Source organism: Roseomonas sp. TF40 (assembly GCF_057219975.1).
On the sequence record NZ_JBXVVR010000008.1, the window covers coordinates 143,575 to 162,551 of the forward strand.

The following is an 18,977-nucleotide window of genomic DNA, read 5'->3' on the forward strand; positions in this document are numbered from 1 at the left end:
CGCTCAGCCCTTCAGGGTGGAAACGTCTTCCACCTCGATCGTGCCGCGGTTGCGGAAATAGACGACGAGGATGGCAAGCCCGATGGCCGCCTCCGCCGCCGCGACGGTCAGGATCAACATGGCGAAGACCTGCCCCGAGAGATCGCCAAGCTGCGCCGAGAAGGCGACCAGGTTCAGCGTGACGGAAAGCAGGATCAGCTCGACCGACATCAGGATGACGATGATGTTCTTCCGGTTGAGGAAGATGCCGAGGATGCCCAGCACGAAGAGGATGGCGCTGACCGTGAGGTAATGCGCGAGGCCGACCGCGAGCATCAGTGGTGCCCTCCGCCATGATGCTCGACACGCTTGGCCTCGGGCGGTGCCGCGACCGGCGGGCGCTCGATGCCAAGCTCACGCAGGCCCGCGCCACTCGCCACCTGCCGCAGGTTGACGCTGCCGGCGCGCGCGACCTGGGCCGCGATGTCCTGGCGCTTCGAGGTGCTGCGCCCGCGCAGCGTCAGCACGATGGCGCCGATCATCGCGACGAGCAGGATCAGCCCCGAGATCTGGAACAGGAAGACGTGGTCCGTGTAGAGGATCCGCCCCAGGGCGCGCGTATTGTCCACGCCCTCCGGCATCGGGTTGAGGCGCAGGCCCGCGGAATCCTCCGCGAAGCGCCAGCTCGCGAAGGCGAAGACCAGCTCCAGGAACAGGATGCCGCCGACCACGGCGCCGATCGGCGCGTAGCGCTGGAAGCCCTGGCGCAGCGCCGCGAAATCCACATCCAGCATCATCACGACGAAAAGGAACAGCACCGCGACCGCGCCGACATAGACGATCACCAGGATCATCGCGAGGAACTCGGCCCCCGCGATCAGGAACAGGCCCGCGGCGTTGAAGAAGGCCAGGATCAGGAAGAGCACGCTGTGCACGGGGTTGCGACTGGTCACCACCATGAACGCGCTGGCGATCAGGACGGCGGCGAAGAGGTAGAAGGCGGCGGCGGCGATCATGGTCGTGCGATCACCGGTACGGCGCGTCGAGTTCGAGACGCCTGGCGAGTGCCGCTTCCCAGCGGTCGCCATTCTCGAGCAGCCTGGCCTTGTCGTACATCAGTTCCTCGCGCGTCTCGGTCGCGAACTCCAGGTTCGGACCCTCGACGATGGCGTCCACCGGGCAGGCTTCCTCGCACATGCCGCAATAGATGCACTTCGTCATGTCGATGTCGTAGCGCGTGGTGCGGCGGCTGCCATCCTCGCGCGGCTCGGCCTCGATGGTGATGGCCTGCGCCGGGCAGATCGCCTCGCACAGCTTGCACGCGATGCAGCGCTCCTCGCCATTCGGGTAGCGGCGCAGCGCGTGCTCGCCCTTGAAGCGCGGCGAGATCGGCGACTTCTCATAGGGATAGTTCAGCGTCGCCTTCGGCTTGAAGAACTGCTTGAGCGTCAGCGCCATGCCGCCGACGAGCTCACTCAGCAGCAGGCTCCGCGCGACGCGGTCGAGTGTGGCCATGGTCAGGCTCCCCCCGGCAGCCAGCCGAACAGCTTGAGCGCGGCGGCGGTCAGCACCAGCCAGAGCAGGCTGAAGGGCAGGAACACCTTCCAGCCCAGCCGCATCAGCTGGTCGTAGCGGTAGCGCGGGAAGGTCGCGCGCACCCAGATGAAGATGAACAGGCAGAAGCAGATCTTGAAGATGAACCAGATCGGCCCGGGTATCCAGGTGAAGGGCGCGATGTCGAAGGGCGCGTACCAGCCACCCAGGAACAGGATGGTGATGAGCGCGCTCATCAGGATCATGTTCGCGTATTCGCCGAGGAAGAACAGCGCGAAGGACATCGAGCTGTATTCGACGAAGAAGCCCGCCACCAGCTCGCTCTCGCCCTCCGGCAGGTCGAAGGGCGAGCGGTTCGTCTCCGCCAGGGCGGAGATGAACATGATCACGAACATCGGGAAGAGCGGGACGATGAACCACAGATCCGCCTGCGCGCGCACGATCTCGGTGAGGTTCAGCGACCCCACGCAGAGCAGCACGGTGACGATCACGAAGCCCATCGAGACCTCGTAGCTCACCATCTGCGCCGCGCTGCGCATCGCGCCCAGGAAGGCGTATTTCGAATTGCTCGCCCAGCCGGCGATGATGATGCCGTAGACGCCAAGCGAGCTGATCGCGAAGAGGTAGAGGATGCCGACATTGATGTCGGCGATCGCCCAGCCGTCATTCACCGGGATCACCGCCCAGGCCAGCATGGCGAGCATGAAGGTGATCATCGGCGCCATGATGAACAGCACGCGGCTGGCCCCGGCGGGGATGATCGTCTCCTTCATCAGCATCTTGATGGCGTCGGCGAAGGGCTGGAACAGGCCGAAGGGGCCGACCACGTTCGGGCCCTTGCGCATCTGCATCGCCGCCAGGACCTTGCGCTCGGCCCAGGTGAGGTAGGCGACGCCGATCAGCAGCGGCACCAGCAGCGCCATCGCCTGCGCGACGGTCAGGGCGAGATGCCCGATTGGCGTGGCGAGGAAAGCATCCATTCGGGGTTACTCCGCCGCCAGGGCGGGCGGCGCATAGGTCGCCGCGCATTGCGCCATGACCTCGGAGGCCCGCGCGATGCTGTCCGCCAGGTGGTAGTTCGTGATGGCCGGCGCGAAGGGCGCGGCGCCCAGCGCCGCCGGGTCGCCTGCGGGACCGCGCGTATCGGTGCAGCCGCGTTGCGCGAAGGCCGCGTCCAGATCCGGCATCGCCGCACGAAGCGCGGCCAGGTCATCGAAGGCCAAGGTCACGCCGAGCGCTTCGGCCGCGGCACGGATGACGCGCCAATCCTCGCGCGCCTCGCCCGGCGGATGCACCGCCATGTGGCCGCGCTGCGGGCGCCCCTCGGTGTTGAGGTAGGTGCCGTCCTTCTCGGTATAGGCCGCACCCGGCAGGATCACATCGGCGCGCGCCGCGGCGCGATCCCCGTGATGGCCCTGGTAGATGACGAAGGTGCCAGGCGCGATCGCCGCCGGGTCGAAGCCATCGGCGCCGAGCAGCCACAGCGCGTCCACGCCACCGGAGAGCATGGCGCCGAGATCCTTGCCCCCTGCCCCCGGCACGAAGCCGAGCGCGAGCGCGCCCACCTGCCCGCCGAAATGGTGCAGCAGGTTGAATCCGTGCCAATCCTCGCGCAGCGCATTGGCGCGGCGCGCGATCTCCCAGGCCGCGGCCAGCACCGCCGCGCCATCGGCGCGCGCCAGCGCCCCGCGACCGAGGAGCACCATCGGCCGCTCGCCGCCGAAGGCCTGCGACCCGTCGAGGATCGCGCGCAGCGCCGCCGGCCCCTCACCGAGATGCGCGTGCGGATAGGTCAGGTCGACGCCCGCCGGCCCAATCCGGGAAACGCTGAACTTCCCGGCCAGGACGCGCTTGCGGATGCGCGCATTGATCACCGGCGCCTCGGTGCGCGGGTTGGCGCCGATGATGAGCAGCGAGTCCGCCTGGTCGATGCCGGCGATGGTCGTGTTGAAGCGATAGAAATCCGGCCGCGACGCATCGATCGCCGCGCCATCCTGCCGGCAATCGAGATTGACGGAACCGAGCCCCGCCATCAGCGCCTTCAGCGCGAAGACGCTCTCCATCTCCACGAGATCGCCCGCCACCGCGCCGATGCGCGCGCCGGGCATGCCCTTCAGCTTCGCCGCGATGGCGCCGAAGGCCTCGCCCCAGCTCGCCGGCTTGAGCTTGCCATCCACCCGCAGCCAGGGCCGGTCGAGCCGCTTGCGCTTGAGACCGTCGAAGGAGAAACGGCCGCGATCGGCCATCCACTCCTCGTTCACGTCCTCATTGATGCGCGGCAGGATGCGCAGCACTTCGGGCCCGCGCGTGTCGATGCGGATATTCGTGCCCGTCGCGTCTTGCACGTCGATGCTGTCGGTCTTGCGCAACTCCCAGGGGCGCGAGACGAAGGCATAGGGGCGCGAGGTCAGCGCGCCGACCGGGCAGATGTCGATGAGGTTGCCGGAAAGCTCGCTGGTCAGCGCCTTCTCGACATAGGTGCCGATTTCCATCGCCTCGCCACGACCGGTCGCGCCCATCTCCGGCACGCCGGCGACCTCGGCCGCGAAGCGGACGCAGCGCGTGCACTGGATGCAGCGCGTCATGATCGTCTTGATCAGCGGCCCGATATTCTTGTCCTTCACCGCGCGCTTCGGCTCGGCGTAGCGACCGCGATCGGAGCCATAGGCCATCGCCTGGTCCTGCAGGTCGCATTCGCCGCCCTGGTCGCAGATCGGGCAATCGAGCGGATGGTTGAGCAGCAGGAATTCCATCACGCCGCGTCGCGCGTTCCGCACGACGGGGCTGTCGGTCTTCACCACCATGCCGTCCATCACCGGATAGGCGCAGGAGGCAACCGGCTTGGGCGCCTTCTCCACCTCGACCAGGCACATGCGGCAATTGCCGGCCACGCTCAGGCGCTCATGGTAGCAGAAGCGCGGGATCTCCTTGCCCGCGGCCTCGCAGGCCTGCAGCACCGTGGCGCCGTTCGGGACCTCGACCTCGATCCCGTCAACCGTGACCTTCGCCATCACCCCACCTTCCGATAGGCGGCGATCAGCGCATCCACCGACAGGCCGTTGATCGTCATGCCCGCGAAGCCCGATCCCGTGATCTCCACGCCGCTGAGGTCGCAGGCGACGAACTTCGCCCCGCCGAGCGTGGTGCCTTCAAATACCGCACCGCCGAGGTTGCAGCCCTCGACGCGCGCCCCGGTCATCATCGTGCCGCGGATCACGCTCGCCGGCGCGTTGCACCCGGCGATGGTGATGGGGCCGGCCTTGCCGGTGATCTCCGTCGTCATACCGCCTACTCCGCCGCCAGCGGCAATGACCGCGCCGCCTTGTAGGCTGCGATGCGCTCTTCCATCACCGGGCGGAAATGCCGGATCAGGCCCTGCACCGGCCAGACACCGCCATCGGCGAGCGCGCAGATCGTGTGCCCCTCGATGCGCCGCGTCACTTCCTCGAGCACGTCGATCTCGGCCACCTCGGCGCGGCCTTCGACCATGCGTTCCATCATGCGGCTGACCCAGCCCATGCCTTCGCGGCAGGGGGTGCACTGGCCGCAGCTCTCATGCTTGTAGAATTTCGACAGACGCGAGATCGCGCGGATGATGTCGGTGGACTTGTCCATCACGATCACGCCCGCCGTGCCCAGGCCCGAGCGGTGCTCGCGCAGCGCGTCGAAATCCATCAGCACGTCGTCGCAGATGTGCTTGGGCAGAAGCGGCGTGGAGGACCCGCCAGGGATGACGCAGAGCAGATTGTCCCAACCGCCGCGCACGCCGCCCGCATGACGCTCGATGAGCTCCCGCATCGGGATGCTCATCTCCTCTTCCACGTTGCAGGGCTTGTTCACATGGCCCTGGATGCAGAAGATCTTGGTGCCGGAATTCTTCGGCCGGCCGAACTGCGCGAACCAGCCCGCGCCACGGCGCAGGATGGTGGGCACCACGGCGATGGTTTCGACATTGTTGACCGTGGTCGGGCAGCCATAGAGGCCGACGGCGGCGGGAAAGGGCGGCTTGAGCCGCGGCATCCCCTTCTTGCCCTCGAGGCTCTCGATCAGCGCGGTTTCTTCACCGCAGATATACGCGCCAGCCCCGCGATGGACATACAGATCAAAATCCCAGCCCGAACCCGCGGCATTTGCGCCCAGCAGGCCGGCCGCATAGGCTTCCTCGATCGCCGCTTCGAGCACGCGGCTCTCATTGTAGTATTCGCCGCGGATGTAGATGTAGCCCGCATGCGCGCCCATGGCGAAGCCGGCGATCAGGCAACCCTCGATCAGCGTGTGCGGATCGTGGCGGATGATGTCGCGGTCCTTGCAGGTGCCGGGCTCGGATTCATCGGCATTGACCACGAGGTAGTGCGGCCTCTCCGAAGCCTGCTTGGGCATGAAGGACCACTTCATGCCGGTGGGGAAGCCCGCGCCACCACGGCCGCGCAGACCGGAATTCTTCATCTCCTCGATGATCCAGTCGCGCCCCTTGCCGAGGATCGTGCTGGTCCCATCCCAGTTCCCGCGCCGCTGCGCGGCCGGCAGGCGCCAATCCTGCAACCCGTAGAGGTTGGTGAAGATGCGGTCGCGATCCTGCAGCGCCATCAGCGCTCTCCCTCCAGATCGACCAGGGTCAGCGGCCCGCCTTCCGGCGCGCTGGTCTGGCGGCCGATGCTGCTGCCGGCGCGCGGCTTCTCGCCGCGCTTGAAGGCCTCGAGCAGCGCGACCGTTCGGTCGTAGTCGAGATCCTCGTAGTAGTCGTCATCGACCTGCAGCACCGGCGCGTTGACGCAGGCGCCGAGACACTCGACCTCGGTCAGCGTGAACATGCCATCCGCGCTGGTCTCGCCGAATTTGACATGAGCCGCGTCGTGGCAAGCGCGGGCAACGTCGTCCGAGCCGCGCAGCATGCAGGGCGTGGTGCCGCAAAGCTGCAGATGGTGCCGGCCGATCGGCTTCATGTTGAACATGAAATAGAAGGTCGCGACCTCATAGACGCGGATCGGCGGCATCGACAGGCGCTCGGCGATCACGTCCATCGCCACCTTCGGCACCCAGGCGCTGCCGGTCAGCCGGCCCATCTGGCGCTGCGCGACATAGAGCAGCGGAATCACGCCGGAGGCCTGTTTGCCCGCCGGGTAGCGCGCGATGATCTTGCTGATTTCCGCTTCGCTCGCCGCGTCGAAAGCGAAGGAGGTAGGTTGCTCGACGCTCACCGGTCGATCTCCCCGAAGACGATGTCGAGGCTGCCGATGATGGCCACGGCATCGGCCAGCATGTGCCCCTTGGAAAGCGCTTCCATCGCCTGCAGATGCGCGAAGCCAGGCGCGCGGATCTTGCAGCGATAGGGCCGGTTCGTGCCGTCGGCGACCATGTAGACGCCGAACTCGCCCTTCGGGGCTTCCGTCACGGTGTAGGTGGCGCCCGCCGGCACATGGTAGCCCTCGGTGTAGAGCTTGAAGTGATGGATCAGGCTCTCCATCGAGCGCTTCATCTGCCCACGCGAGGGCGGCGAGATCTTGTTGTCCGCGATCTTCACCGCGCCGGGCTTGATGTGGTTGAGGCACTGCTCGACCAGGCGCAGCGACTGGCGCATCTCCTGCACCCGCACCAGGTAGCGATCATAGCAATCGCCGTGCACGCCCACGGGGATCTCGAAATCGAGCCTGTCGTACATCTCATAGGGCTGCGCCTTGCGCAGGTCCCAGGCACAGCCCGAGGCGCGCAGGCAGGGGCCCGAGAAGCCCCAGGACATCGCCTGCTCGGCCGTCATCACGCCGATATCGACGGTGCGCTGCTTGAAGATCCGATTCTCGCTGAGCAGGCCTTCAAGATCGTCGATGAATTTCGGGAATTGCGCGCACCACTTGCCGATGCGCTCCTCCAGCCCCGCGGGCAGGTCCTTCGCCACGCCGCCGGCGCGGAAGTAGTTCACATGGTAATGCGAACCGCCGACCTGCTCGTAGAATTCCAGCAGATGCTCGCGCTGCTCGAAGCCCCAGAGGCTCGGCGTGATCGCACCCACATCGAGCGCATAGGTCGTGATGTTCAGCAGGTGGTTCAGGATGCGCGTGAGTTCCGCGAACATGGTGCGGATCCAGCGCGCGCGCTCCGGCACCTCGTTCTCGATACCCAGCAGCCGCTCGGTGGCGAGGACGAAGCTGTGCTCCATGCACATCGGCGAGACGTAGTCGAGGCGATCCATATAGGGCATCGCCTGGAGATAGGTCTTGTACTCGATCAGCTTCTCGGTGCCACGATGCAGCAGGCCGATATGCGGGTCGGCACGCTCCACCACCTCGCCCTTCATCTCGAGGATGAGGCGCAGCACGCCATGCGCAGCCGGGTGCTGCGGGCCGAAATTGATGGTGTGGGTATCGGCGTCGAAGAGTCGCTGCGCCTCGTTGCGCGTATCCGGCGGCAGCGGGATGCCGGCGACGATCTCGGTGCTCATCGCGGGCCCTCCAGCTGGCCGCGTTCGGCGCGGATCTGATGCACCTTCTCGTCGCCCGGCAGCGTCGTCATGCCCTCCCAGGGGCTGAGGAAGTCGAAGGAGCGGAAATCCTGCGTCAGCGAGACGGGCTCATAGACCACCTGCTTGCGGTTCTCGTCGTAGCGGACCTCGACATGCCCGGTCAGCGGGAAGTCCTTGCGCAGCGGATGCCCTTCGAAGCCGTAATCCGTCAGCAGGCGGCGCATGTCCGACAGCCCTTCGAAGACCACGCCGTACATGTCCCAGCACTCGCGCTCATACCAGGTGGCGGCGGGCCAGAGGGCGGCGAGGCTCGGCACGGCGCTCGCTTCATCGGTCGCGACGATCACGCGCAGGCGCTGGTTCAGCGACAGGCTGAGAAGGTTGTAGATCACCTCGAAGCGCTCGGCCCGCTCGGGCCAGTCCACGCCGCAGATGTCCATCAGCTGCTCGAAGGCGAAGCGCGGATCCTCGCGCAGCAGCAGCATCAGCGGGCGCAGCATGTCGCGCCGGGCGCGCAGCACCAGCTCCGCGCCGCGCTCGACGAAGGCTTCCTCCACCGCCGGGCCGGCGGCGGCGGCGATGGCGAGGCCGAGTTCATGAAGGGTGTTGGAATCAGCCACGGAGGATGGTCCCCGTCCTGCGGATCTTCTTCTGCAATTGCAGGATGCCATAGACCAGCGCCTCGGCGGTCGGCGGGCAGCCCGGCACATAGACATCGACGGGCACGACACGGTCGCAGCCGCGCACGACGCTGTAGCTGTAGTGGTAGTAGCCGCCGCCATTGGCGCAGCTGCCCATCGAGATCACCCAGCGCGGCTCGCTCATCTGGTCGTAGACCTTGCGCAGCGCGGGGGCCATCTTGTTGGTCAGCGTGCCGGCCACGATCATCACATCCGATTGCCGCGGCGAGCCGCGCGGGATGATGCCGAAGCGGTCGAGGTCGTAGCGCGCCATGTAGGCGTGGATCATCGGCACGGCGCAGCAGGCGAGCCCGAAGGTCATCGGCCAGAGCGAGCCGGTGCGCGCCCAGTTCACCACCTTGTCGAGGTTGGCGATGACGAAGCCCTTTTCCTCGATCTCGCCGGTGATGCCCTTCACCACGGCATCCTGCGCGGGCCCGGGCGGCAGGGCTTCCCGGTTCCAGGCGATCCCTTGGGCGATCTGGTTGGCGTCCGACATGCCGCTCATTCCCAGTCCAGGGCGCCCTTGCGCCATTCATAGACGAAGCCGACGGTCAGCACGCCGAGGAAGCCCATCATCGACAGGAAGCCGAACCAGCCGATCTCGCCCAGCGTGATCGCCCAGGGGAAGAGGAAGGCCACTTCCAGATCGAAGATGATGAAGAGGATGGCGACGAGGTAGAATCGCACATCGAAGCGCCGGCGCGTGTCGTCGAAGGGCTCGAAGCCGCACTCATAGGCGGAGAGCTTCTCGGCATAGGGTTTCTGGCGCGCCGCGATCAAGGCGCCGCCGACCATCGCCGAGGCGATGGCGGCCGCGATCCCGAGGAAAACCAGGATCGGGAAATACTCCGCGAGCAGCGGCTGGGTCATGAAACCTCGGCTGTCCTAACCTTGCCTCAACACCGGGGAGCTTCCGTCCCTCGGCCTTCCGCCTGTGCGTCGCGGGGCCGGCGCGCCAGGTCAAAGCCTGTCCCGCCACCCCATGCCGCACTGCAGCGTGGCGGACATTAGCCGCGCTTGCGTCACTTCGCCATAGGGGCGTGGCACAGATGGAAAGCAAGTCATGCAGGCATCGCGCACCACGTGCGGGGCGCGCCCTGACACCTGACTGCATCAGGCGCAAACGGAGGTTGTTTGGGGGGGTCGGCGGCAGCGCTCTGGCGCTCACCTTCGTCGCTGGCGCGAGTGACGGGGCTCGAACCCGCGACCTCCGGCGTGACAGGCCGGCGCTCTAACCAACTGAGCTACACCCGCAGCGACGTGGCGGGAGATAAGGGGGTCACAGGTGGGTGTCAATCCACCCCTCCCGGGCGCATTCGCCGGTGGCGGCGGCCCTGCATCGCCTGCGCGGCCCGCGAAGCAACCAGGTGCTGCGGGGGCCAGGGCCGCATTGTGACACGCGTTGGTTGCGTGATCGGTTTACCCCCCGCCACAAAACATCGGTGCCGAAGCAGCGGGGCGGTATGGGAAGTTGCGTGGACGAAGACATCGGCAAATCGGCGAGCGCCTGCGGATTGAGATTCTTTCCTTATGTGCGCTTCGGTCCCGTGATTGTGGCCGCGCGTCCGCGCCATGTCCTGCGTCTGGCCGCGCCCGCCCCTGAAGCTCGACCTGAGGACGAGTCGCCCGAGGCGGCGCCGCTGCAACTGGCCGGTCCGGCCGATTCGGCACTGGAGGTCCCCGCGCCGCCGCCCGACCCGCCACCGCCGGCGGACGCCGAGTGCCTCCTGCCGCGCTGGCGCCCCCGCCCGTGGCGGCCGCCCCGCCGGCACCGCGGCGATTCGCCCTGCTGAGCAAGGTGTCGGCGGCGCTGAGCGCGCCACGTCCGGCCGGGCGATCCCGCCCGCGCCCGCGCGCCGAGGTGCTCCTGCTGGCGGACCCGCCCGCGAGCCCCCCGCCGGCTGCGCCGCTCGCGCAGGCCGGATGGCGGCTGACGCGACCGGGAGGCCCATAGCCTATGCCGCTGCTCACCTTCGTCTCGCCCGAGGGCGGCGTGGGCAAGACCACGCTGGCCGCCAATGTCGCCGCCCTTCGCGCGGCGCGGCGGTTCGACGTGCTGGTCCTCGATCTCGACCTGCAGAACGGGCTGCGGCTGCAACTCGGCCTGCCGATCTCCGAGTAAGAGGGCTTCGTGGCCGAGCTGGGCGGGCGCAGCCACTGGCGAGCAGCGTTGCGCCCCACGCCCTTCGGGCCAAGCATTCTCCCACATGGCCTTGTCGATCCGCGCCGCATCGTCATCGTGGACAGCCTGCCGGGACCGACCCCTGCCCTCACCGCGGTGCTGCCGCCGGCGGATCTGGAGTTGCCCCGGTTTCGTGGACACCCCGAGGCTTGAGACGGAGGTGTCCGAGATGCCGAAATTCAGGGTTCCCTACCCGCCGGAGTTCCGGCGGCAGATGGTGGAGCTGGTCCGATCAGGGCGAACGCCCGAGGAGCTTGCCAAGGAGTTCGAGCCGACGGCGCAGTCGATCTGGAATTGGGTCCGACGACCCGATCGCGCGCAACCTCGCGCTCGGCAGCGCAGTGACTCATGACAAGGCGGCGGATCTCGACGAGACGCGCGTGATGCTGCGGCTCATGTCGCGCTACTGAGGCAAGGGCCGCCGCTTCAGTACATCAGCCGCGTGTCGAGCCGGTTGCGCATCGCCTCGGGCCGACCTTCCAGCCAGCAGGCGAGGTTGCCCAGGAAGATGTCGACGATGCGCGCATTCTCGCTGGCCACGGTGCTGGCGGAATGTGGGCTGATCAGCACGTTCGGCATGTCCCAGAGCGGGCTCTCGGGCGGCAGAGGCTCGATCTCCGCCACGTCGAGGGCGGCGAAGCCGATATGCCCGCTGCGCAACGCCGCGATCATCGCCGCCTCGTCCACGATCTGCCCGCGCGCGATATTGACCAGCGCCGCGCCGGGCCGCATCGCCGCGATCGCGGCGGCATCCATCATGCGCTCGGTCTGGGGCGTGTGCGGGACGGTGAGCAGCACGGCATCGGCCCGGCCGAGGGCAGCGTGGAAGGCAGTGTTGGGCAGGATCTCGTCGAACAGCGCCGCATGCTCGCGCGCCTTGCCAGGGTCGCGCGCCACGGCGATGACCTGCATGTCGAAGGCCTTGGCGAGGCGCGCCGCACCGCGCGCGAGATCCCCTGCCCCCAGGATCACCAGCGTGCGCCCCGCCACTTCCTCGGCGCAGTAGCGAGTCCAGCGATGCGCGCGCTGCTCGGCCTGCAGATGCGCAAGCCCCCGCCAATGCGCGAGCAGCGCCATGAAAACCCATTCCGCGAGCGGGCGCGCATGCACGCCGCGCGCTGTGGTGACCACGATGTCGCGCTGATCCAGCCCGAGACGCGCGATGGACTGGCCGATGCCTGTCGAGGTGCCCTGGATCCAGCGCAGGCGCGTGGCGGTGGCGATGTCCTCGGCGCTCGGGATGTCCCAGCTGATGGTCGCGCGCGCCAGCATCGCCGCCCATTGCGCGCGCTGCGCGGCATCACGGCTGAAGGGCGCGCCCTTGTGGTCGTTGCGATAGCGCGTGGGCGGCAGCAGTTCCGGCGCGTAGAGAACCTCGACCCGTCCGGGCGCGAAATCGCGGATCCGCGCCACCTGCTCGGGCTCGAGGGGTGAGGAGATGAAGATGGATTCGAGCGACACGGACAGCGACCCTTCGGGGCATGGTCGGCGCTGACGGGATCGAACCGCCGACACCCTGTGGATATGGCCTGCGTCACATCGGCACAAGCCCACTCGCGCCCGAACGAAACCGATGCGCCCACTGGGGGCCGCAGCACCGGGTCGCGTCCCAGGTGGTGGTGCAAGGGCGACAGGGCGCGGGGCGAGTAACGACGCTGTCCCCGCGGCAGCGAGGGCGCCGCATCACTCTCATCTCAACTCGTCACGCGTGAGCTGGAGCAATACCCAATCCCATCGAACGGAATCGGCGGTCGGCGCAGCCAGACTTCCTCCATAGGCTGCCTCAGGGCGCGAGCGGGCTGGAACTGGAGCCGCCATTGGACGTGAAGACGACGCGTGTCTTGAAGCCGCGGCAAGCGTCCCGCCGCTACGGCTTGGGCATGACCTCCGTCTCTATTCGGCCGTCGCGCAGCGCCACCATGCGGTCGAAGCGATCGAAGATCTTCTCGTCATGCGTCACAACCAGGATCGCCGCCTGCTGGTCACGCGCCACCTGGCGCAGCAGATCCATCACCACCCGTGCACGCTCGGAATCGAGCGCCGCCGTCGGTTCGTCCGCGAGGATGACCTGCGGCCGGTTGACCAGCGCGCGAGCGATCGCAACGCGCTGCGCTTCCCCGCCCGACAGGCGCGCCGGCATGGCCGTGGCGCGCTTGCCGACCTGAAGGTAGTCGAGCAGCGCCGCCGCCCTCTCCCGTGCCGCGCTGCGCTCCGCGCCATCCAGCACCATGGCCAGCGCGACATTGTCGATGGCGTTCAGGAACGGCAGCAGGTTGTGGAACTGGAAGATGAAGCCGATCCGCTCCCGCCGCAGCCGGCGCAGATCGGGCACGCGCCAGCGCCCATCCCATACCGCCTCCCCCCCGATGGAAAGCCTGCCGCCGCTGGGCTCCTGGATGCAGGCGATCAGGTTCAGCAGCGTCGACTTGCCGCTGCCGGAGGGCCCCTTCAGCCCGACCACCTCGCCCGCACCCACCTCAAGATCGACATGGTCCAGGGCGCGGACGGCCGTCTCGCCGGCACCGAAGGATTTGCTCAGGCTCTCGACCTGCACCAGCGCGCCGGCCATGCGCCTCAGCCCCCCAGCGCCTGCTGCGGTTCGATCCGCAGGGCGGCGCGGATCGAGATGAGGCTGCCCAGCATGCAGATCACGGCGATGACGGCGGCCATCGCCGCGACCTCCGCCGGTCCGAGGGCGACCGCGCGGGGAAAGACGTCGCGCGCGGAGAACACGATGGCCACTGCCGCGCCGTAGGCGACGCCGCCCAGCAGCAGCGCCTGCTGCAGCACCAGGCCGACGATCGCGCTGTCGGGCGCGCCAATCAGCTTCAGCGTGGCGATCTCGCGCAGCTTGTCCATCGTCATGGTGTAGATGATCAGCGCGATGATCACGGCGGAGACGAACAGCAGCACGACGGTGAACATGCCGAGTTGCAGCCGCGCACGGTTCACGACGGATTGCGTGAGCAGGTTCGACTGCTCCTGGTCCGTCAGCGCGGCGAGGTGCTTCCAGCGCCGCGCGGTCTCCGCCACCAGGGCCGGGTCCGCGTCCGGGTGCAGGCGGGCGATGATGGCGTTCACCGTGTCGGTGCCCCCACTGCCCGCATTGGCCGCGATGGCGCGCCGCGCGGCCGCGGGGGCAAGGCGGAACTGCAGATCCTGGCTGTCGCGCAGATGCATGAAGATCAGCGGGTCGCCACCCGAGGCGACCAGCCCCCGCGTGGTGCCGACCACATGGTAGAGGTGGCGCCCCAGCAGCACCGTGGCACCCAAGGGCAGGCCCGAGCGGGCATCGGCCACGACCTCGAACCGCGCGCCACCAAGCCCCCGCCCGCTTTCGAGCACCGATGGCCCGCCCGGCCGACCGGGCTCGTAGCCGATGACCTGCACGCGGATGGTACCCTGCGGCGCCTGGGCCTCGGCGGTGCGCAGCGTGATCGCCCCGGCCTCGGCCACGCCCGGCAGGCGGGCCACCATTTCCCGCACGTCACCCGGAATGCGCGAGGCTTCGGCGAAGGGGCCCCGCGTGCCGGATTCCACGACCCAAAGATCCGCCCGCAGGCTGCGCGACAGCGCCAGGGCCTCGGTCACCACCCCCTGATAGATGCCCACCATCGACAGCGCGACAGCCATGAGCAGCCCGAGCCCGAAGCAGGTCAGCACGAAGCGGCCCAGCCTGTGCCGGATATCCGCGAGGGCGAGGTTCATGGCGCCGGCGCCGCGCGCGCCGCACGCCCGACAGCGAAGCGTGTGCCGATCCGCGCCACCAGCGCGACATCGTCCGGCAGGCCGTCCGTGATGGCCACACGACCATCGACCAGCCTTGCGGCGATGCTCACCCGCCGCCGCGCCAGGCGCCCCTCCTCGATGGTCCAGACCGTGCCGCCGGCGCCGTCGAAGCCGTGCAGCGCCTGCTCGGGCAGCAGTCGCGCGCGCGGCAGACGCGCCGTCTCGATCACCACCTCCGCCTGTTCGCCCACCACAGGCATGGTCGGGCAGGAGCGGCAGCGCAGATAGACGCGGCGCTCCTCGGTCACGCGATCGGCCTCGAGCCCGATGCGGACGATCTGGGCCTCCATCGGGCGCCCCGGGCGGCTGCGCAGCGTGACCCTGCCGGTCTGGCCAAGCGCGAGATCGCCGGCGCGGCCCTCATCGATGAAGGCCAGCATCCAGATGCTCTCAGGCGCGACCAGGGTGAAGACTGCCTCCCCCGGATTGAGCGCCATCCCGCTCTCCCGTGAGCGGGCGATGACGAGGGCATCGAAGGGCGCGCGAAGCGTGTGCTTCTCGAGCGTGGCGCGCTCCATCTCGAGATTGGCGCGCGCCTCGGCCTGCGCGGCCCGGGCCACGGCCGCGTCGGCGCGATTCACGATCAGGTCGACGCGCGCCAGTTCCAGATCGGTCTCGGCCAGTTCCGCAATCTCCTGGCTGCCGACACCACGATTGGCGAGATCGCGCCGCCGTCGTGCCGTCGCCTGCTTCTGCGTGAACTGCGCCTCGGCGCGCTCGCGCTGCGCATCCGCCCGGGCCGCGGCCGCCTCGGCCGACAGCACCGCCGCCTCGGCGCGGGCCAGCCGCGCCTGCTGGCTGGTCGCGTTGAGACGCGCGAGCACGGCCCCGGCGGCGACGCGATCGCCATGATCCACCGCCAGTTCTACAAGCGTGCCCGGCACTTCGAAGCCGATGCGCGACAGCGTCTGGGCCTCGATCGCGCCGAGACCGAACACCGTCACCGGCACGTCAAGCTGGAACGGCGCCACCGCGACATCGAGGGGGCGCCAGTTCCGCACATATCCGAAGGCGCCGGCCGCACCGACAAACAGGAGCATAGCGGCCACAATCAAGATCAGCCGACGACGCATCGCCATCTCCCTATCGCGGCCGGGACTGCGTCATCCGGTCGATCACGCGCATCGGCACTGGGACTCCGATCGAGGATCCCGATGCCAACAGAAGACCTGCGACGGTCGAGACGCATCGTGCGGCGCCATGCGGCGCGGCAGGCTCACAGGGGTTCCGGACCGCGGAAGCGCAGGAAAGGCAGGTGCGTGCCGTCGGCCCGCCAGCCGATTACGTCATAGGTGTCGGGCTGCCGGCCGGGCACCTCCATCCCCGGCGTCCCGATCGGCATGTCAGGCACCGCCAGACCGACGATGCCCGCGGGCCGCTCGGCCAGCGCACGCCGGATCGCCAGCGCGGGCACATGCCCCTCGATCGCCAGCCAACCCTGCACGCGGGCGGCATGGCAGGACAGGAGATCGGCGGGCGTGCCGAGCATCCGCCGGAAGGGCGCGAGCTGGGGCACGACACGGTCCGTGACCACGAAGCCCTCCGCGCGCAGATGCGCGACCCACCCGGCACAACAGCCGCAGGAGGGGTCTCGCCACACCTCCGCCGTGCCGCTCCGCTGCGCGTGCGCGGCGGCAGCAAGGGATGAGAGGGCCGCAGCGAGGACGAACCGGCGCGCGATCATGGGCATCTCCTCAGTTCTGGACCCGGTGGCCGTAGTCGGTCGGGTGCACGGAAACCATCTCGGCCGCCGCGTAGAAGACGAGCAGCACGGCGAGCATCTCGAGCCGGATCGATGCCGCGAGGCGGGCACCCGCCCCCGCCTCCCCGCGCGCGAGCGCGGGCGTGTGGCGCAGCTTGTTCCAACTCGCGAGGCCAAGGGCGAGCAGCACGGCGGCCACCTTCCAGGCCAAGGCCCAGCCGTGCCAGGCATCGAGGATGCGATCGAGCCGGACCGTCAGGTACCAGGTCAGCAGCACGCCCGTGGCAAGCATCGCGATGACGGCACCCGTGGCGGCACGGCTCCAGTCGCGGAGCAACGCGGCCGCGGCCGCGCTGTCCTGCCGGCGCGCCACCCAGAGCAGCGGCGGCAGCGAGCCGACCCAGAAGGCCACGACGGCGAGGTGCACGACCACCAGCACCGCGATCTCCTGCCGGGGCGCGTAGAGCATCGAGTGCCCCATCGCCGCATAGGATCCGAGCGCGAGCACCACACCGATGGCCGCCACGGCCTCGCGCAGGCGCCACCGCGTGGCCAGTGCCGCGAGCAGCACGAGGCCCGCCACGCGCAGCCAGAAGGCGTCGCCAATCCGCGAGCGCATGACCGCGCCCCACACGCCCGCATCCGTCACGCTGGCCCCCGCGGTCAGCACCAGGACGCGCAACCCCAGCGCCACCACCGAGAGCAAGAGCCCGGCGCCGATGGCGACCAGCAGGAGCCGCCGCAATCCCGCCGCCTCCTGCGGCTCGAGCCGAGGGCCGAAGCCGAGGGCGAAGCACACCAGCCCCGCCGCCCCGACCGTCGCGACATGGTAGAGGCAGCGGACCACGACAGTCAGGCCGTCGAGGAAGGACGGGTCAGGCTGCAGATATTCGAGGATCATGGGCTGCGAGGTGCCTCGACGCGAAAGGGGATGGCGCCGCCCACCGGATGGCCATCGGCCGAGATGATGCGCCACTCCGCGCGATACTCGCCGGGTGGCAGATTCGGCAGCGCGATGGTCTCGCTGCGCGATTCGCGGATGGCGCGACGCGGGAGCGGGATCTCGGCGCCGCCAGGCCGCAGCAGGCGGAGCGCCGTGAGTTGCACGCGCTCATTGAAGTGCAGTTCGATCTGCGCGGGCGGAGCCTCGAGGACCGCACCAGCGGCGGGGACCGAGCGCCGCAGTTCCGAATGCGCGGCGGCGGGCGCCGCCATCGCCAGCACCGGCATCGCCAGGATCCCCCTGCGCCTCATCGGGACGGCAGGCGCTGCAGGATGGCCTGCAGCGTGGCGGCCACACCCTTCGCGCAGCCGCCGCAGGTCATGTTGGCAATGGCAATCCGAACCATGGGCTTCGACCTCTCCGAATCGCCGGCACGATCGGACCTTCCCCCAGGGCAAGGTCAAGCGATGGGCTGGTTCAGCCCCCGTCCCGCGGCAGCAGCAGGCGTACGAGCAATCCGCCTTGCTCTGCCGCGGCCAGTTCCAGGCGGCCGTGGCTGGCCTGGGCAGAGCGCTGCGCGATCGCGAGTCCCAGCCCCACGCCCGAGCCGCCACGCGCGGGGTCGGGCTCCACGAAGGGGGCAAGGGCCCGGCCACGGTCGGCCGCAGCGATACCGCCCCCCGCATCCGCGACCTCGACGGCAAGCATCGGCCCCGCCTCCCGGACCGCCTACATCGAGAAGGCCAGTCCCTGGGAGAATGGGTACGTCGAATCCTTCAATGGCAAGCTGCGCGATGAGCTGCTGAATAGCGAGGTGTTCAACACGCTCAAGGAAGCGCAGGTGCTGATCGAGGAATGGCGCCGGCACTACAACCGGGTCCGGCCGCGCTCGTCGCTGGGATACCGCCCGCCCACCCCAGAGACGGTGCCAATGGCCAGGTCGCAAATCAGCTCAGGAGCAGGCGCGGCGGCGATGGCCCACTAAAATTCCGCCCGGACCGCTCGATGGGGTTGGTCAGGGCGAATCAACCTGATTTCGCCGGATTCCGCCCGTTGCGTGCGCGCATGTTCCGGTGGTTTTGGATGCGCATGAGGGCGCAATGCGGGGTCGTTATTTTTCAGTGCGTTAGATGGTGGGCGCTGACGGGATCGAACCGCCGACCACCTGTGTGTAAGACAGGCGCTCTACCGCTGAGCTAAGCGCCCCGAATGCGTGGCCTATCGCGTCGGGCGCGGTGCGCCAAGAGCCGCGCGCATGAAAAAGGGGCCGCCCCTGCGGGCCGGCCCCTCTCACGCGCTTCGCTGTCGCGAAGGCTCAGTTCACGGCGTCCTTCAGGCCCTTGCCGGCCTTGAAGCGCACGCTGGTCGAGGCGGGGATCTTGATCTCCTCGCCCGTGCGCGGGTTGCGGCCCTTGCCGGCCTTGCGCTTGGAGGTGGAGAAGGTGCCGAAGCCGACGAGGCGAACTTCGCCGCCCTTCTTCGACAGCGCCTTCGTGATGGCGGCGAACACGGCGTCGAGCACGTCGCCGGCCTTCGCCTTCGGCATATCGCCGGCTTCGGCGACAACGGCCACCAGATCCTGCTTGTTCATGGAAACCCCCCTTTGGGTTGCTGTGACGGGCCTTCATGGCCGCCCGACTCCGTGCGGCCCTGACGCCACACTAGGCAGGGGGTTTTCGCATCGTCAA

At 68.7% G+C, this 18,977-nt stretch carries 23 protein-coding genes, 2 tRNA genes and 1 pseudogene; 3 read left to right on the plus strand and 23 right to left on the minus strand.

The genetic code is table 11. The features are described from left to right. Positions 1-3: 3 nt before the first annotated feature. The 13 genes from nuoK to AC2D9U_RS20485 all read right to left on the minus strand — a co-directional run bounded on the left by nuoK (position 4) and on the right by AC2D9U_RS20485 (position 9,927). A complete protein-coding gene (gene nuoK, locus AC2D9U_RS20425; RefSeq protein WP_484752354.1) occupies positions 4-315 on the minus strand; it encodes an NADH-quinone oxidoreductase subunit NuoK in 312 nt (103 codons plus the stop codon). Then, a complete protein-coding gene (locus tag AC2D9U_RS20430; protein ID WP_484752356.1) occupies positions 315-995 on the minus strand; it encodes an NADH-quinone oxidoreductase subunit J in 681 nt (226 codons plus the stop codon). The genes nuoK and AC2D9U_RS20430 overlap by 1 nt, the downstream gene beginning before the upstream one ends. A gap of 10 nt (positions 996-1,005) precedes the next feature. Then, on the minus strand, positions 1,006-1,494 hold the full coding sequence (nuoI, locus tag AC2D9U_RS20435) for an NADH-quinone oxidoreductase subunit NuoI (RefSeq protein ID WP_484752358.1): 489 nt from the start codon (positions 1,492-1,494) through the stop codon (positions 1,006-1,008). Positions 1,495-1,496: 2 nt separating this feature from the next. Then, a complete protein-coding gene (gene nuoH / locus AC2D9U_RS20440; RefSeq protein WP_484752360.1) occupies positions 1,497-2,513 on the minus strand; it encodes an NADH-quinone oxidoreductase subunit NuoH in 1,017 nt (338 codons plus the stop codon). A gap of 6 nt (positions 2,514-2,519) precedes the next feature. Next, positions 2,520-4,544, minus strand: coding sequence for an NADH-quinone oxidoreductase subunit NuoG (nuoG, locus tag AC2D9U_RS20445; protein ID WP_484752362.1), 2,025 nt, complete (start codon positions 4,542-4,544; stop codon positions 2,520-2,522). Further along, the gene (locus AC2D9U_RS20450) at positions 4,544-4,816 is read right to left on the minus strand and encodes a pentapeptide repeat-containing protein (protein ID WP_484752364.1); all 273 of its coding nucleotides are present in this window, start codon (positions 4,814-4,816) and stop codon (positions 4,544-4,546) included. The genes nuoG and AC2D9U_RS20450 overlap by 1 nt, the downstream gene beginning before the upstream one ends. Before the next feature lie 5 nt (positions 4,817-4,821). After that, complete coding sequence (nuoF, locus tag AC2D9U_RS20455) at positions 4,822-6,120, minus strand: NADH-quinone oxidoreductase subunit NuoF (protein WP_484752366.1); 1,299 nt, start codon at positions 6,118-6,120, stop codon at positions 4,822-4,824. Next, positions 6,120-6,731, minus strand: coding sequence for a complex I 24 kDa subunit family protein (locus tag AC2D9U_RS20460; RefSeq protein WP_484752368.1), 612 nt, complete (start codon positions 6,729-6,731; stop codon positions 6,120-6,122). Before AC2D9U_RS20460 ends, nuoF begins: the two co-directional genes overlap by 1 nt. Next, the gene (locus AC2D9U_RS20465) at positions 6,728-7,969 is read right to left on the minus strand and encodes an NADH-quinone oxidoreductase subunit D (RefSeq protein WP_484752370.1); all 1,242 of its coding nucleotides are present in this window, start codon (positions 7,967-7,969) and stop codon (positions 6,728-6,730) included. Before AC2D9U_RS20465 ends, AC2D9U_RS20460 begins: the two co-directional genes overlap by 4 nt. Beyond that, positions 7,966-8,661, minus strand: coding sequence for an NADH-quinone oxidoreductase subunit C (locus tag AC2D9U_RS20470; RefSeq protein ID WP_484752372.1), 696 nt, complete (start codon positions 8,659-8,661; stop codon positions 7,966-7,968). The genes AC2D9U_RS20465 and AC2D9U_RS20470 overlap by 4 nt, the downstream gene beginning before the upstream one ends. Further along, entirely contained in the window at positions 8,603-9,178 is a 576-nt protein-coding gene (locus AC2D9U_RS20475; protein ID WP_484752374.1) for a NuoB/complex I 20 kDa subunit family protein, read from the minus strand. Before AC2D9U_RS20475 ends, AC2D9U_RS20470 begins: the two co-directional genes overlap by 59 nt. After that, on the minus strand, positions 9,175-9,543 hold the full coding sequence (locus AC2D9U_RS20480; RefSeq protein ID WP_484752377.1) for an NADH-quinone oxidoreductase subunit A: 369 nt from the start codon (positions 9,541-9,543) through the stop codon (positions 9,175-9,177). The genes AC2D9U_RS20475 and AC2D9U_RS20480 overlap by 4 nt, the downstream gene beginning before the upstream one ends. A gap of 307 nt (positions 9,544-9,850) precedes the next feature. Further along, positions 9,851-9,927 (minus strand) — tRNA-Asp (locus AC2D9U_RS20485). 221 nt (positions 9,928-10,148) lie between these two features. Between AC2D9U_RS20485 and AC2D9U_RS20490 the strand changes: the two genes are divergently transcribed. Together AC2D9U_RS20490 and AC2D9U_RS20495 are read left to right on the plus strand one after the other, a co-directional pair. Beyond that, positions 10,149-10,466, plus strand: a complete 318-nt coding sequence (locus AC2D9U_RS20490) for a hypothetical protein (RefSeq protein ID WP_484752379.1) — start codon at positions 10,149-10,151, stop codon at positions 10,464-10,466. A 164-nt stretch (positions 10,467-10,630) separates the two neighbouring features. Beyond that, positions 10,631-10,795, plus strand: a complete 165-nt coding sequence (locus AC2D9U_RS20495) for a nucleotide-binding protein (RefSeq protein ID WP_484752381.1) — start codon at positions 10,631-10,633, stop codon at positions 10,793-10,795. Positions 10,796-11,281: 486 nt separating this feature from the next. Here AC2D9U_RS20495 and AC2D9U_RS20500 read toward each other — a convergent pair whose 3' ends face one another. From AC2D9U_RS20500 to AC2D9U_RS20535, 8 genes are all read right to left on the minus strand, one after another. Further along, on the minus strand, positions 11,282-12,316 hold the full coding sequence (locus AC2D9U_RS20500) for a D-2-hydroxyacid dehydrogenase (RefSeq protein WP_484752384.1): 1,035 nt from the start codon (positions 12,314-12,316) through the stop codon (positions 11,282-11,284). A gap of 406 nt (positions 12,317-12,722) precedes the next feature. After that, positions 12,723-13,424 (minus strand): ABC transporter ATP-binding protein, encoded by a 702-nt coding sequence (locus AC2D9U_RS20505; protein ID WP_484752386.1) that lies wholly within the window; start codon positions 13,422-13,424, stop codon positions 12,723-12,725. Between the two features lie 5 nt (positions 13,425-13,429). Then, entirely contained in the window at positions 13,430-14,563 is a 1,134-nt protein-coding gene (locus tag AC2D9U_RS20510; protein WP_484752388.1) for an ABC transporter permease, read from the minus strand. After that, the gene (locus tag AC2D9U_RS20515; protein WP_484752390.1) at positions 14,560-15,684 is read right to left on the minus strand and encodes an efflux RND transporter periplasmic adaptor subunit; all 1,125 of its coding nucleotides are present in this window, start codon (positions 15,682-15,684) and stop codon (positions 14,560-14,562) included. The genes AC2D9U_RS20510 and AC2D9U_RS20515 overlap by 4 nt, the downstream gene beginning before the upstream one ends. A 176-nt stretch (positions 15,685-15,860) precedes the next feature. After that, positions 15,861-16,328, minus strand: a complete 468-nt coding sequence (locus tag AC2D9U_RS20520; protein WP_484752392.1) for a DUF411 domain-containing protein — start codon at positions 16,326-16,328, stop codon at positions 15,861-15,863. Positions 16,329-16,338: 10 nt separating this feature from the next. Then, complete coding sequence (locus AC2D9U_RS20525) at positions 16,339-17,247, minus strand: CopD family protein (RefSeq protein ID WP_484752394.1); 909 nt, start codon at positions 17,245-17,247, stop codon at positions 16,339-16,341. Continuing rightward, positions 17,244-17,600: a copper resistance CopC family protein gene (locus AC2D9U_RS20530; protein WP_484752396.1), complete on the minus strand. Its 357-nt coding sequence runs from the start codon at positions 17,598-17,600 to the stop codon at positions 17,244-17,246. The genes AC2D9U_RS20525 and AC2D9U_RS20530 overlap by 4 nt, the downstream gene beginning before the upstream one ends. A gap of 166 nt (positions 17,601-17,766) precedes the next feature. After that, positions 17,767-17,997, minus strand: a complete 231-nt coding sequence (locus AC2D9U_RS20535; protein WP_484752399.1) for an ATP-binding protein — start codon at positions 17,995-17,997, stop codon at positions 17,767-17,769. Between the two features lie 13 nt (positions 17,998-18,010). Here AC2D9U_RS20535 and AC2D9U_RS20540 point away from each other — a divergent pair. Next, positions 18,011-18,274 (plus strand): annotated as a pseudogene (locus tag AC2D9U_RS20540) (integrase core domain-containing protein); the annotation flags it as partial. A 146-nt stretch (positions 18,275-18,420) separates the two neighbouring features. On the opposite strand, the gene AC2D9U_RS20545 reads toward AC2D9U_RS20540, so the two are convergent. Continuing rightward, a tRNA-Val gene (locus tag AC2D9U_RS20545) sits at positions 18,421-18,495 on the minus strand. A gap of 109 nt (positions 18,496-18,604) precedes the next feature. Next, complete coding sequence (locus AC2D9U_RS20550) at positions 18,605-18,880, minus strand: HU family DNA-binding protein (RefSeq protein WP_484752401.1); 276 nt, start codon at positions 18,878-18,880, stop codon at positions 18,605-18,607. Between the last annotated feature and the right edge of the window lie 97 nt (positions 18,881-18,977).

What these genes read in the sequence shown, in the direction of transcription:
- nuoK (WP_484752354.1), bottom strand. Translation starts at nt 315, where the DNA reads ATGCTCGCGGTCGGCCTCGCGCATTACCTCACGGTCAGCGCCATCCTC.
- AC2D9U_RS20430 (WP_484752356.1), bottom strand. Translation starts at nt 995, where the DNA reads ATGATCGCCGCCGCCGCCTTCTACCTCTTCGCCGCCGTCCTGATCGCC.
- nuoI (WP_484752358.1), bottom strand. Translation starts at nt 1,494, where the DNA reads ATGGCCACACTCGACCGCGTCGCGCGGAGCCTGCTGCTGAGTGAGCTC.
- nuoH (WP_484752360.1), bottom strand. Translation starts at nt 2,513, where the DNA reads ATGGATGCTTTCCTCGCCACGCCAATCGGGCATCTCGCCCTGACCGTC.
- nuoG (WP_484752362.1), bottom strand. Translation starts at nt 4,544, where the DNA reads ATGGCGAAGGTCACGGTTGACGGGATCGAGGTCGAGGTCCCGAACGGC.
- AC2D9U_RS20450 (WP_484752364.1), bottom strand. Translation starts at nt 4,816, where the DNA reads ATGACGACGGAGATCACCGGCAAGGCCGGCCCCATCACCATCGCCGGG.
- nuoF (WP_484752366.1), bottom strand. Translation starts at nt 6,120, where the DNA reads ATGGCGCTGCAGGATCGCGACCGCATCTTCACCAACCTCTACGGGTTG.
- AC2D9U_RS20465 (WP_484752370.1), bottom strand. Translation starts at nt 7,969, where the DNA reads ATGAGCACCGAGATCGTCGCCGGCATCCCGCTGCCGCCGGATACGCGC.
- AC2D9U_RS20470 (WP_484752372.1), bottom strand. Translation starts at nt 8,661, where the DNA reads ATGGCATCCTGCAATTGCAGAAGAAGATCCGCAGGACGGGGACCATCC.
- AC2D9U_RS20475 (WP_484752374.1), bottom strand. Translation starts at nt 9,178, where the DNA reads ATGAGCGGCATGTCGGACGCCAACCAGATCGCCCAAGGGATCGCCTGG.
- AC2D9U_RS20480 (WP_484752377.1), bottom strand. Translation starts at nt 9,543, where the DNA reads ATGACCCAGCCGCTGCTCGCGGAGTATTTCCCGATCCTGGTTTTCCTC.
- AC2D9U_RS20495 (WP_484752381.1), top strand. Translation starts at nt 10,631, where the DNA reads ATGCCGCTGCTCACCTTCGTCTCGCCCGAGGGCGGCGTGGGCAAGACC.
- AC2D9U_RS20505 (WP_484752386.1), bottom strand. Translation starts at nt 13,424, where the DNA reads ATGGCCGGCGCGCTGGTGCAGGTCGAGAGCCTGAGCAAATCCTTCGGT.
- AC2D9U_RS20510 (WP_484752388.1), bottom strand. Translation starts at nt 14,563, where the DNA reads ATGAACCTCGCCCTCGCGGATATCCGGCACAGGCTGGGCCGCTTCGTG.
- AC2D9U_RS20515 (WP_484752390.1), bottom strand. Translation starts at nt 15,684, where the DNA reads ATGCTCCTGTTTGTCGGTGCGGCCGGCGCCTTCGGATATGTGCGGAAC.
- AC2D9U_RS20520 (WP_484752392.1), bottom strand. Translation starts at nt 16,328, where the DNA reads ATGATCGCGCGCCGGTTCGTCCTCGCTGCGGCCCTCTCATCCCTTGCT.
- AC2D9U_RS20525 (WP_484752394.1), bottom strand. Translation starts at nt 17,247, where the DNA reads ATGATCCTCGAATATCTGCAGCCTGACCCGTCCTTCCTCGACGGCCTG.
- AC2D9U_RS20530 (WP_484752396.1), bottom strand. Translation starts at nt 17,600, where the DNA reads ATGAGGCGCAGGGGGATCCTGGCGATGCCGGTGCTGGCGATGGCGGCG.
- AC2D9U_RS20535 (WP_484752399.1), bottom strand. Translation starts at nt 17,997, where the DNA reads ATGCTTGCCGTCGAGGTCGCGGATGCGGGGGGCGGTATCGCTGCGGCC.
- AC2D9U_RS20550 (WP_484752401.1), bottom strand. Translation starts at nt 18,880, where the DNA reads ATGAACAAGCAGGATCTGGTGGCCGTTGTCGCCGAAGCCGGCGATATG.